The sequence below is a fragment of the Micromonospora sp. DSM 43699 genome, from assembly GCF_055517075.1.
The window spans coordinates 131,216-143,622 of the sequence record NZ_JBTMMT010000003.1 but is presented as its reverse complement, the minus strand read 5'-3'; the positions used below and the strand labels follow the sequence as shown (position 1 = coordinate 143,622).

The following is a 12,407-nucleotide window of genomic DNA, read 5'->3' as shown; positions in this document are numbered from 1 at the left end:
CCGCGCCCGGCCCGTGGACCGGACGTGACCTGACCGGCCGCCCGACACCCCCACTGCCAGCCGCCGGTGGCGCAGCTCGGCCCTGACGGCCCGTCCGATGGAGACGGCATGACACGTCCCGATCCCGTCCGCCTCGTCGCACCCCTACTGCTCGTCCTCACCCTGGTCGCCGGCCTGCTCGCCGCGCCGGCCGCACCGGCGCACGCCGTACCGGCCAAGAACCCGCCGCTGACCACCCCCTGGACCGCCCAGGCACTCGACGGCACGCCACTGCCGGAGTACCCGCGACCGCAGATGACCCGGTCGGACTGGCTCAACCTGAACGGCGAATGGCAGCTACGTCAGTCCGCCACCGACGACGCCCCGCAGTTCAACGCCGATCTGCCCGAGCGGATCAACGTGCCGTTCCCGGTGGAGAGCGCCCTGTCCGGCGTGCGGCGCGCCGCCGGGGACAACCGCAACTACCTGTTCTACCGCCGTACCGTGACGGTGCCCGAGAACTGGAACGGACGCCGGGTGCTGCTCCACTTCGGCGCCGTCGACTGGCAGACCACCGTCTGGGTCAACGGCGTGCCGGTCGGTGGCCACACCGGCGGCTACGACGCCTTCAGCTTCGACGTCACCGCACCGTTGCGGGGCGGCGCGAACGAGATCGTGGTGAAGGTGTGGGACCCGACGGACAGCCGGCAGAACGGCAGCCTGCCGCCGATCGGCAAGCAGACCAAGCAGCCCGGCGGGATCTTCTACACGCCGAGCTCCGGCATCTGGCAGACCGTGTGGCTGGAACCGGTGCCGACGGCCTCGATCAGCAGGGCCGACCTCACTCCGCGCCTGACCGACAACACCCTGCGCGTCCGGGTCCTCACCCGGGGAGACGTCAGCGGTCACAGCGTCCTGGCCGAAGCGCTCGACGGCACCACCGTGGTCGGCTCCGCCACCGGCGGTCTCACCGAGTTCGCGGTGCCCGTGCCGAGCGCCCGCCGCTGGTCGCCCGACGACCCGTTCCTCTACCACCTGCGCATCACCCTGCGTAATGCCGCAGGTGCTCAGGTCGACCGGACCACCCACTACTTCGGGATGCGCGAGATCAGCACCGGCATGGTCGACGGTGTCCTGCGACCCAAGCTCAACGGCCAGTTCGTCTTCCAGACCGGCACCCTGGACCAGGGCTTCTGGCCGGACGGGCTCTACACCGCCCCCACCGACGCCGCGCTCGCGTTCGACCTGCAGAAGCACAAGGACCTGGGCTTCAACATGGTGCGCAAGCACATCAAGGTCGAACCGCAGCGCTGGTTCTACCACGCCGACCGGCTCGGTCTGCTGGTGTGGCAGGACGTCCCGTCCCTGACCGCGCAGGACATCAACGCGACCGACGCGCAGCAGGCGCAGCTCGAAACCGAGGCCCGCGAGATCGTGGACGAGCATCGCAGCTCACCGGCCGTCGTCACCTACACCGTCTACAACGAGGGGTGGGGTGAGCGGGCGCTGGCCGACACCCGCCGGGTCGCCCAGGCCGTCAAGACCCAGGACCCGACCCGGCTGGTCAACGCGCACAGCGGCCACAACTGCTGCCAGTCGTCGGGTGATCCCGGCAACGGCGACATCGACGACTGGCACGTCTACCTGGGGCCGGACTCGCCGGTGCCGTCGAGCAGCCGGATCGCCGTGCTCGGCGAGTTCGGCGGCCTCGGCCTGCGCGCGTCCGGACACGAGTGGAGCCCGAACGGCAGCTTCTTCGCCTACGAGTGGCAACCGAACTCCACCGCGCTGACCGACCGCTACGTCGGCCTGGTGCAGGGCACGCAGAACCTCATGCTCGGCAAGGGGTTGAGCGCCTCGGTCTACACCGAGATCGCCGACCAGGAGGGTGAGCTGAACGGATTCCTCACCTACGACCGGCAGGTGGTCAAGATGGACCAGGCCCGGGTACGGGCGGCCAACCTGGCCCTGATCAACGCGTCCAGGACGATCGGCAGCTCGGCGCCGGTGGCGCTGCCACTGAACACCCGCCGTTCCCTACAGGTGACGACCCCCGGGTACACCAACCGGTTCCTGCGACACCGGGACAGCCTCGCCTATACGGAGGTCGTGGACGCGAACAGCTCGGCGGTGCTCAGGAGCGACGCGACGTACACCGTCCGGGCGGGTCTGGCCGACGCGGCGTGCTATTCGTTCGAGTCGGTCAACTTCCCCGGGCAGTTCCTCAGGCACCAGGAGTCGCGCGTGCGCAACTCGCCGAACGACGGCTCGGCGCTGCTCCGCGCGGACGCCACCTGGTGCGCCCGGGTCGGGGTCAGCGGAGGCGGGGTCTCGTTGGAGTCCTACAACTTGCGCGGCAGATACCTGCGGCACTACGACTCGGAGGTCTGGCTGAGCAACGGCACCGGCGGCGCGGCGTGGAACACACCCGTGCTGTGGGCCGCGGACAGCACCTGGAACATCACGACACCCTGGGCACCGTGAGCGGGGCGGTCCAGGGCGCCGGCACCGCGCCGACACCCTGGACCGCCCCGTGGCACGGCGCGAGTCAGCCGATGCGGAACTGCTCGCCGTAGACGGCGAAGACCAGCGGCGTGTTCAGGTCGAGGTTGCCGTTGTCGAGGAACACCCGCTGTGCCGTGTCGACGCGGGAGGTGTCCGAGTGGGCCTCCTCCTTCTTCATCTCGACGACCCGCTCGTCGAGGAACGCGTGGAGCCAGGTCCGCTCGTTGCCACCCTGCGCCGGGGGCTTCGCCCGGGTGAGGGCACGGCTGCGGATCTGACGCATGCCCTCGTACCCGTGCATGACCGCCGCGTCGTAGTAGGCGAACTGGCCGAGCGCCCGGACCCCGTCGTTCTTCCCGTCGCGGACCGACGGGGTGAAGTAGACCCGGTCCCGTTCGGACTCCTGGGCGGCGCGGAACACCGGGTCGTTGGCGGCGGTGCGCCAGTCACGGGGGTAGTTCGGGTCGAGACCCGCGTGCGACGCGGTGCCGTTGACGGCGCGCAGCGCCGGCAGGTAGCCGGCCAGCACGTTGCCGGGCTTGGTGTTCGTGTACGCCTGGACCAGTTCGAGCATGTCGCCGGTGCCGGAGCAGAAGCCGATGATGCCGGCGGTGTAGCCGCGGCCGTCGCCGATGTCCTCGATGTAGGAGAACTGGGCGCGCCAGTCGAGCGAGGAGTTCTCCGCCGCCGAGACGAGCTGCATGGCGACGTCCTTCTTCGCCGGGTCGTCGAGGTTGGTGCCGGCCGGGGCGGTGGCGGTCGGGGTGGGCGTGGGGGTGCCGGCACCGGGAAGGGTCCACTGCTGGTTGGTGGTGCCACCGCAGGTCCAGATCTGCAGTCGGGCACCGTTCGCGCTGCTCCGGTCGGTCACGTCGAGGCACTTGCCGGAGGCGGTGTTGACCAGGGCGCCTCCGCTGGCGGCGGTCCACTTCTGGGCACCGGTGCCGTTGCAGTCGTACAGCTGGATCTTGGCGCCGTTGGTGGTCGACGCGGCGGTGACGTCGAGGCACTTGCCGAGCGCGCGGATCGAGCTGTCGCTGTTGCCCACCGTCCACGTCTGGGCCGCCGTGCCGTTGCAGTCGTAGAGCTGCACCGCCGTGCCGTTGGCCGGGTCGGCGCCGGCCACGTCGACGCATCTGCCGGCCAGACCGGTGATCGGGCCGGCGGTCGCGGCGCTGGCCGACGGCAGGCCGTAGCCGACCGCCGCGATGCCGGTCAGCAGGGTGCCCACGGCGTAGGCGACTGTTCTTCTGCGCACCATGGCGTTTCCTCGGGGAAGGGGCGGCGGGCCGCCAGCCGGACGGTGCCCAGGCTCGACGTGCGCCCGGGCGGGCACCACAGGAATCAGGAAACTATATTAACTGGTTGTGGTGGGTCAATCGGCTGCCCATCAGGGGTCCGGGTGATCAGGTCAGACCGTGGCGACCCGCTGCGCCGGATCCGGGTGAAGAGGCCCGACGTTCCACCGACCCGGCAGTGCGACAGCGGCGACCCGTTGCCGCATATTCCAGGACTGACAATTGCGTCGGAAGATGTTGTCAGGCGAGAGAGCGGAACACCGGAGCCGGCCCCGGCGTCGAATCCGGTTTCCGACAGTACAACCTCCGCCAAGCGCCCCTACCGGGCCCGTCATTCATCAACGCCAAAGCGTAACGTGATGAATGACTCGTTGCGCGCATGTAACCGGCCTGGATCGAAGGAGTCCGCACCATGTCCGAGCAGTACTCGCGGCGCTCCTTTCTCAGCGGGGTGCTGACCTGCGGCGCGCTGAGCGCCTCAGCGGTCTACCTGCTACCCGGCGGACATCGCCCACCACCGGTCGAGCTCCGACTCGCCACCGGCGCCGACCCCACCGGGGCCCGCAAGCTGCTGATGGACATGTGGAACCAGGCCAACCCCGACACCCCGGTCCGGTTCACCGACGAGGTCGAGGGCGGATCCGGCGACGAACGCAAGAGACTGTTGACGGCAGCCCAGAACGGCAGTGCCGACATCCTCAACCTGGACATCGTCGACATCCCCGAGTTCGCCGCGCAGAAGCTGATCACCCCGATCCGGCTGACCGACCCGAACTTCCTGACGTCGGTGAAGGATCTCCACCAGGTCGCCGACGCCCCGAACAGCTACTGGGCCGCGCCGCTGAACACCGATGTCGGCATGTTGTTCTGGCGCAATCCCGCGGCCGAGCAGCCCGACAAGGTGACGTTGTCGCTCGTGCTCGACACCTTCGCCACCGCCGGTAAGCGCTCGTTCGTCGGCCAGCTAAGTCCCAACTCGTCGAACTACAACGAGGGTTTCCTGGTCAACGTCCTGGAGCACGCCATGTCCGTGGACCCTGAACTGCTGAGCGCGAACGGCGAGATCCTGTTCGAGCTGAAGCCCTGGCAGAAGGCGCTGCAACCGTTGCGGGCGGCCATCGAGGCCAAGAAGGTCACGCTCTCCAGCGACGAGAACGCGAGCCTGAACACGTTCGTGCAGGCCAGACCGACGTTCATGCGTAACTGGCCGGTGAAGTACCGCGAACTCCAGCAGCGTAAGGACCCCGACCTGTTGGCCGGAAAGATCCAGGTGGACCCGCTGAGGCCCGGGGTGCTCGGCGGCCAGAGCCTCGCACTCGTGCGCACCTGCCCCCACCCCGACCACGCCCTCCGGTTCATCAACTTCATGACCGGCGCAGCAGCCCAGAAGATCCTCGCCGGGCACGGCTTCGCCCCGACCTTGGCCGACGCGTACAACGACAGGAACCTCCAGGCGGTCATCCCACACCTGGAAGCACTACGGGGTGCGGTGGAGAATGCCCGGCCCCGGCCGATGCACCCCGGATACCGCGCGTTCGCCGAGGTCTTCGTCGACCACACCAACCAGATGCTGACCGGTGAGTCCGACCTGACCTCGGAGTTCATCGCCGCCATGAAGGCGGCACTCGAATAACCGGAGACGGGGTGAAGGAGGATCCATGAAGGTCGAGCCGTGGCAGGTGCCGATCCTGGTGATGGCCGGCATCATCCTGGCGGAGTTGGTGATCAGGGTGATCCCGCGCCGTTGGACGGCGCACCTGGCCAAGCAGCAGGTCCGCACCGTGGCGCTCGGCGGGCTGGCGGTCCTGATCATCGTCGTCGGGGTGTTGGCGCTCGGCCCGGACCTGGCCGACCAGCTCGCCAGCGTGGCAGCGGCAGTCGCCGGGCTGGTCGCACTCTGGCTGACCTACCGGTCGTACCAGTTGCAGACCGCCGCGAGCCCCGACGCTCCGACCAATGTCGGGCCGGCCGACCCAGAGGCCGCGAGCACCGGCAGTCAGCCGACCGCGCGGTAAGGGGCTGTTGCGTCGGCGGGTCGGTGGGCACGCCGAGCCTCACCGAGACGGCACCGGTTGCCAGCGGATCCCTGCGGCGCTAGGTTGATCCTCTATCGACGAACGTCTACATAGGTGCCGGGAGCCGCATGTCCACGTCTGTCACTCGCCGCACCGTCCTGGCCGGCGGCGCCGGCGCCGCTGTCGGCCTGGCACTGCCCGGCCCTGCCGCCCACGCCGACGGCCACCGTCCCACCGGTGTGAGCTTCACCCTCGACGCGCGGACGCTCGACGGCGGCGAACAGGTCACCTCGGTCACCCTCGACACCGGCCGGCTCGGGCCGATCGACCCCGCCGGGCTCCACCCCGGCACGTTCACCGTGCACGCCAAGGCCACCAGCCCGATCCCGATCGCTCCCGGCGATCTGATCTTCAGCGAGTACGACCTGGACCGCACGGTGACCGCAGCCCGGCTCGACCGGCACGGAAACATCGTGCTCGACCTGAGCCATGCCGAAGGTCAACTCGGCGGTGGCACCCTCGGCTACATCGTGAGCAGGGGCCGCAACGTCCGGCTGGACCTCGTCTACACCATCAGGCAGAACATCCCGCTCGTCCGGCGTCACGGCCCACCGGTCACCATCACCGGCTTCGCGCAGGGGCGGCTGTCGAACCCCGAGGTGGACGCCTTCAGCCACCACGTCTCGGGCTCGGGCCTGAAGTACCGGTTGTACTCCCCGAAGCGGTCCCCCCGCCGCGGTCGGCTGCCGCTGATCCTCTGGCTGCACGGTGCCGGCGAGGGCGCCTCACTGCCCGACGACTACTACGACAACGAGACCACGCTGCGCGCCAACCGCGGCGCGTTGGGCTTCGCCACCCCGGAGGCGCAACGGATCTTCTCCGACGCGTACGTCGTCGCTCCCCAGAGCACCTCCTACTGGATGGAGGACGGTCCCCGGTTCGCCCCGCTGATCCGCGAGATCGTCGAGGACCTCGTCCACCGCGAGCGCGTCGACCCCGACCGGATCTACGTGGCCGGGTGCAGCAACGGCGGCTACATGTCCCTGGAGATGACCGTCGCCTGCCCCGACCTGTTCGCCGCGTCGGTGCCGGTCTGCGGCGTCGTCGAGCCACTCGGCGGAGAGGGCCCGCCGCTGATCACCGACGCGGAGCTGGCGAAGATCCACACCCCGACCTGGCTGGTCACCTCACGCGACGACGACACCGTGCCGCCCGAGACCAACACGGTCCACGCCCACCACCTCATCCCGGGATCACTGATAACCCTGTACGACCACGTCGTCTGGGACGGCTACCGGTTCCCCGGTCACTGGTCCTGGATCTACGTGGCCCGCAACGACCCGAGCCTCGACGGCACCCGCATCTGGCAGTGGATGGCCCGCCGCCACCGGTGATCCGCCGCCTCCGCGCATGCCGGCCGGCTGCTGCCGTCCGGCACGCCCATCGGGTCGAAGCCGGGCCGTCCACCCGCAGGTGCACGGGGGTGCCGCCCGCCGCACGGTGATCAACCCTCGACGGAGACGTGCTGCCGGCAATCTTGCTTCATTTATATACAGGCATCTATTCTTTGACCGCCCATCGACCGCCCCATCCAGGCAGTCGAGTATCGTCGAATCGCTTCGACAACCCAGCGTGACGGTTGGTTCGAAGACAGGAGATGCTCGTGAAGTCCACACTGAGAAAGGTCCAGTTCGCCTTGCTCTCCGGCGTACTGGCGCTGGCCGGATCCACAGCCGTGCTGGCGAGTTCCGCATCGGCTGACAGCATGGCCCCACTGAACGCCACCCAACTCGTCGCCGACATGGGGGCGGGCTGGAATCTGGGGAACGCCCTGGAGGCCAACGCCAACGGGATCCCCAGCGAGACGGCCTGGGGCAACCCGGTCGTGACGCAGGCCTTCATCGACCGGGTGAAGGCGGCGGGATTCAAGACGATCCGCATCCCGGTCTCCTACCTGGGAAACATCGGGTCCGCCCCCAACTACACGATCAGCTCCGCCTGGCTGAACCGGATCAAGGAAATCGTCGACTACGCCTACGGTCGCGGTCTGTATGTGCTGATCAACATGCATGGCGACGGCTACAAGACCATCACCGGCTCGTGGTTGATCTGCGACTCGTCCAACCAGACGACGATCAGGGACAAGTACCAGAAGGTCTGGCAGCAGATCGCGACCAGGTTCCAGAGCTACGGCGAGCACCTCATCCTCGAGTCCATGAACGAGGAGTTCGACGGACAGTACGGCAATCCCACCCAACCGTGCTACTCGAACATCAACGCCTACAACCAGATCTTCGTGGACACGGTCCGCCGGACCGGCGGGAACAACACCTCCCGCTGGCTGCTCGTCCCCGGCTGGAACACCAACATCGACTACACCGTGGGCAACTACGGCTTCGTGCTGCCGACGGACCAGTACCGGTCGACGTCCGTTCCCGCCAACGAGCAGCGACTCATGATCTCCGTGCACTACTACGACCCCTGGGACTTCGCCGGCGAGGAGAACGGCACCATCACGCAGTGGGGGCCGGCCGCCACCAATCCGGCACGGAAGTCGACCTGGGGCCAGCAGGACTTCATGGACGCGCAGCTGAAGAAGGTACGCGACACCTTCGTCTCGCGTGGCTACCCGGTCTTCGTCGGTGAATACGGTTCGGTCGACAAGACGGCCGCCGACTCGACGAACAACCGTTACCGCGCGGACTACGCGCGCACCCTGGTGTCCACCGCCAAGAAGTACGGGGCGGCCACCGCCTACTGGGACAACGGCTACAACGGGGCGTACGGGTTCGGGCTGTTCAACCGCAGCAACGCCACGGTCACCCAGCAGGGCATCATCGACGCCATCATGAGCGGCGTCGGCAGCACCACCCCGACGACGCCGCCGACCACCACCCCACCGACCAGCACCCCACCGACGACCACCCCGGCACCGACCACCGCCGCGCCGACGACCACGCCGCCGTCGGGCGGGCGGTCCTGTTCGGCGTCGTACACGGTGACCGGCCAGTGGCAGGGCGGCTTCCAGGCCGAGGTACGGGTGACCGCCGGCAGCTCGGCGATCAGCGGTTGGACGGCGACCTGGACCTTCGCGAACGGACAACAGGTGACGCAGGCGTGGGGCGCGACGGTCACCGCCAGCGGCGCGACGGTCACCGCCCGAAACGTCGGTTACAACGGTGCGATCAGTGCCGGCGGGAGCACGACCTTCGGCTTCCTGGGATCGGCGAGCGGCACCAACGGCGTACCGTCGTTGTCCTGCGCGGCGAGCTGAGCCGGCCGTGACCGCACCAGACGACCGACGCCGCGCCGGCTCTCCCCACGGCGGTGGTGGGAAGGGCCCGGCGCGGCGCACAGGCGTCACATGTAGAGGGTGTTGGGCTCCAGTCCGCACAGCACCCTGCCGTACAGCTCGGTGTTGACGTCGGGGACGACGAGGCCGTGCAGCGCGGCGGAGGTGATGTCCCGCACGATGCGCTGGATCGGGACGTCGGTGTAGATGGAGGTGCCGCCGCTGGCCATCTGGAAGATGTCGGCGACCTCCTTGGCCAGTCGCGCCGCTTCGCCCTGGTCGGCGCGTACCCGGACCCGCTCCTCGACCGTCCACGCCTCGCCGCTGAACGCCTTGTGGTCGACGACCTCGGCGATCCGCCGGGCGTGGAACACCGCCTGGTCGATCTTGTGGGTGGCGGAGCCGACCCGTAGGTGGGTCAGCGGGGCCTCGGCCTGGCTCGGGTAGTCGGTGTAGATGATCTTCCGGTCGGGCAACCGGTCGAAGAAGGTGTCCCGGGCCGCCTTCGCCAGCCCGGCCAGCATGCCGACCCCGGAGACCGCGGCGACCAGCGTGGCCGGAGTGGAGTAGATCGGGATGTTCCGGTTGGTCGCCGACAGCGTGTCCGGGCCCAGCGCGGCACCCAGCGGGATGACCCGCTCGGCGGGGAGGAAGACGTTCGTGGCCACCGTCGTGATGCTGCCGGAGCCGCGCAGCCCGGTGGTGTGCCAGTCGTCGACGAGCTCCATGTCGGACATCGGCACCATGGTCATGACCGGCTCCGGCTCGGCGCCGTCGCGCAGAATGACCGCCGCCGCCTCCATCCAGTGCGCGTGGTGCGCGCCACTGACGAAGGGCCACCGGCCGTTGAGGATGTAGCCGCCCTCGACCGGGACCATCGTGCCCTTGGGGGCGTTGGTGCCACAGACCCGCACGTCCGGAATCGAGAACACCTCGTCCTGCACCTCGTCGGGAAACATGCAGACCAGGTACGTGGGAATCCAGTTCACCATCGCGACCCAGCCCACGGAGCCGTCGATGCGGCCCAGCGCCGTGCCGACCTCGACAAGCGTCGCGCCGTCGCACTCGTAGCCGCCGTAGCGCTTGGGCACCCGCATCCGGAAGATGCCGGCCTCGGCCATCGCCTCGACCGTCGCCTCGTGCAGGCGGCGGTTCTCCTCCGACCAGGCCACGTGCTCCCGCAGCACCGGCTCGGCCTTGGCGACGCGGCTGAGGATCTCCTCGCGCGTGGGGGTTTCGGTAATCGTCACCAGTTCCTCCTTGGGCAGGCTCTCCGCCTCGTGGACCTTGTCCATCCCACGGTCGCACCCGTCAGCGCGCGGGCACTTCTTCCGTGTTGCGCCCGTGCCCTTCGCCCCGCCGGCGCGGTCGCCGCCGCACGGCAGGCGAGGTCGGCGACCCGGGTCAGGACGGCAGGCGCATGGTGCGCAGGAAGATCGGCAGCAGCCAGGGCCGCCGGCCGCCCACCCGCACCGCGCCACCGAGGACCGCGCGTACCCGGGGCACCCGACCGAACAGCATCAGCGTGAAGGTGGCCGGATCGAAGGAGAGCCGGACGTCGGGACGGCGCTTCGTCGGTGCCACCGTCACCCGGCCGTCGATCAGCGCCATGGTCACCTCGGGACCGAAGCGGTGCCGGAAGTTCACCGAGATCGGTCCGGGATGCGCCGGGCCGTCCCGGTCCAGCAGCCGGCCGTAGCCACGGCGGGTCATGCCGATCATGAACAGGTCGACGAAGAGCGCGGCGTCGGCGGGGTCGACGGCCCAACGTCGGCCGAGTGCCCGGGCGATGTCCCAGGCGTGCAGGTTCAGCTCGTTGAGCAGGTGGGCCAGCAGCCCGGCGACCGGCAGCCGGGCCCCGCCCAGCCAGGACACCTCGTGCTCCGGTCCGGCCTCGTCGGCCGCCCGCAGCACCTCCTCGACGTCGGCGCGCAACCGGTCGGCCAGCACCGGCAGCCGCCGCTCGGTGAAGTGCCGCAGCACCTCGGCGTTCATCACCGAGATCGTGTCGACGGTGGTGCGCCGGCGCAGCTCGAGCAGATCGGGCACCGGCAGGTCGGGTGGGGCGCTCCGGACCAGGGCCAGCCCCATCGCGGCGACACTGCACAGGTGGGCCATGGTGTCCGCCACCGTCCAGTGCGCGGTGGCGGGCCGATCCGGCGGGGCCTCGCCGACGAGGTCGAGCAGCCGCCCGAGGACGACGGGCACGGAGGTACGGACGCGACGCCACTGGTACGGAGTGACCGACATGAGTCCACCATGGAGGAGACGGGCACGCGGGCACTTGTTCGAGGTTGCCGTCCTGCCCGACGCACAGGGCAATCCGGAAGAAGGCAACGGGGGGTTCCGTCTCCACAATCCATCCATGACTGACACCGAAACAGTGCGCGCGGTCCAGCTCACCGCGCACGCCTATCCGCGCTCGCGCGGGCGGATCGTCCTGGGCGGCGTCGCGGCGGGAATCCTGCTGGCGGTGCTGTGGTCGTACGAGTTCGTCGACCACGTGATCGGCGACAACGTCGCCAACACCCTGCTGGGCCACGATGCGAAGGCCACCGCCATCGGTGGCACCGTCGCGGGTCTGGTCTTCGCGTTCGTCTCGGGCCTGGCCGGCACGTTCACGGCGTGCAACATCGCGATGGCCGCCGCGGTCGGCCCGATGAGCCAGGCCAGCGACGCCGATGCGACCCGGGCCGGGCTGCGTGTGCTGCTGCGGCCGGTCGGCTGGCTCACCGTCGGGATGGTGGCGGTCGCCGCGACGTACGGCTTCGTGGGCGTGCTGCTCGGCGACCGGCTGCCACAGTTGTCCACCGACACCGTCGGCGGGCTGCCGGTGCGCCTGGTCCAGTCGATGGTCGTCTTCGGCGTGATCGGGCTCGCCTTCGTCTACCTCGGTCTGGCCGCGCTCGGCACGCTGCCCGACTCGTTCGCGCGTCGCCCGGTCGCCCGGGTGGTGGTGCTCGGCGCGCTGGTCGGCGGGTTCCTCATCGGCCGGCCGTACCCGCTGTTCAACAAGCTCTTCCACTGGGCGGTGGAGACCGGCAACCCGCTGTACGGGGCGGGCGCGTTCGTGCTCCAGTCGCTCGGCAACATCGCCATCGTCACCGCGTTGTTCGCCCTGGTCATCGTGGCCACCCGGGGCCGGTTCGTGCGATGGCTCGCGGCCAGCCCGACCCGTACCGCCGCGGTGACCGGGGCACTGCTGATCGCGTTGGGTGTCTTCATGGTCGTGTACTGGGACGTGCGGCTGCCCGCGATGTTCGGCTACGGCTGGTTCCCCACCATGCCGTACAACGGATAGGACGGTGGTCGTGCCGG

General features: G+C 69.4%; 9 protein-coding genes. 6 read left to right on the top strand and 3 right to left on the bottom strand.

Features of this window, described 5'->3' with window-relative positions:
* Positions 1-108 precede the first annotated feature (108 nt).
* A complete protein-coding gene (locus AC0AIB_RS03125; protein WP_465095964.1) occupies positions 109-2,463 on the top strand; it encodes an AbfB domain-containing protein in 2,355 nt (784 codons plus the stop codon).
* 64 nt (positions 2,464-2,527) lie between these two features.
* On the opposite strand, the gene AC0AIB_RS03120 is transcribed toward AC0AIB_RS03125, so the two are convergent.
* The gene (locus AC0AIB_RS03120; RefSeq protein ID WP_465095963.1) at positions 2,528-3,745 is read right to left on the bottom strand and encodes a chitosanase; all 1,218 of its coding nucleotides are present in this window, start codon (positions 3,743-3,745) and stop codon (positions 2,528-2,530) included.
* Between the two features lie 449 nt (positions 3,746-4,194).
* On the opposite strand from AC0AIB_RS03120, the gene AC0AIB_RS03115 reads away from it, so the two are divergent.
* The 4 genes from AC0AIB_RS03115 to AC0AIB_RS03100 all read left to right on the top strand — a co-directional run bounded on the left by AC0AIB_RS03115 (position 4,195) and on the right by AC0AIB_RS03100 (position 9,071).
* Positions 4,195-5,415, top strand: coding sequence for an extracellular solute-binding protein (locus AC0AIB_RS03115; RefSeq protein ID WP_465095962.1), 1,221 nt, complete (start codon positions 4,195-4,197; stop codon positions 5,413-5,415).
* 25 nt (positions 5,416-5,440) lie between these two features.
* A complete protein-coding gene (locus AC0AIB_RS03110) occupies positions 5,441-5,797 on the top strand; it encodes a hypothetical protein (RefSeq protein ID WP_328345555.1) in 357 nt (118 codons plus the stop codon).
* 128 nt (positions 5,798-5,925) lie between these two features.
* Positions 5,926-7,191: a prolyl oligopeptidase family serine peptidase gene (locus tag AC0AIB_RS03105; protein ID WP_328345553.1), complete on the top strand. Its 1,266-nt coding sequence runs from the start codon at positions 5,926-5,928 to the stop codon at positions 7,189-7,191.
* 269 nt (positions 7,192-7,460) lie between these two features.
* Positions 7,461-9,071 carry a cellulase family glycosylhydrolase gene (locus tag AC0AIB_RS03100; RefSeq protein ID WP_328345551.1) on the top strand — a complete coding sequence of 537 codons (1,611 nt, stop codon included), beginning with the start codon at positions 7,461-7,463 and terminating at the stop codon, positions 9,069-9,071.
* A gap of 86 nt (positions 9,072-9,157) precedes the next feature.
* Here AC0AIB_RS03100 and AC0AIB_RS03095 read toward each other — a convergent pair whose 3' ends face one another.
* Together AC0AIB_RS03095 and AC0AIB_RS03090 are read right to left on the bottom strand one after the other, a co-directional pair.
* Complete coding sequence (locus AC0AIB_RS03095) at positions 9,158-10,384, bottom strand: acyl-CoA dehydrogenase family protein (protein ID WP_442930686.1); 1,227 nt, start codon at positions 10,382-10,384, stop codon at positions 9,158-9,160.
* 109 nt (positions 10,385-10,493) lie between these two features.
* Complete coding sequence (locus tag AC0AIB_RS03090; RefSeq protein ID WP_465095961.1) at positions 10,494-11,339, bottom strand: maleylpyruvate isomerase N-terminal domain-containing protein; 846 nt, start codon at positions 11,337-11,339, stop codon at positions 10,494-10,496.
* A 115-nt stretch (positions 11,340-11,454) separates the two neighbouring features.
* Between AC0AIB_RS03090 and AC0AIB_RS03085 the strand changes: the two genes are divergently transcribed.
* On the top strand, positions 11,455-12,390 hold the full coding sequence (locus AC0AIB_RS03085; protein WP_328345545.1) for a hypothetical protein: 936 nt from the start codon (positions 11,455-11,457) through the stop codon (positions 12,388-12,390).
* Positions 12,391-12,407: the final 17 nt, after the last annotated feature.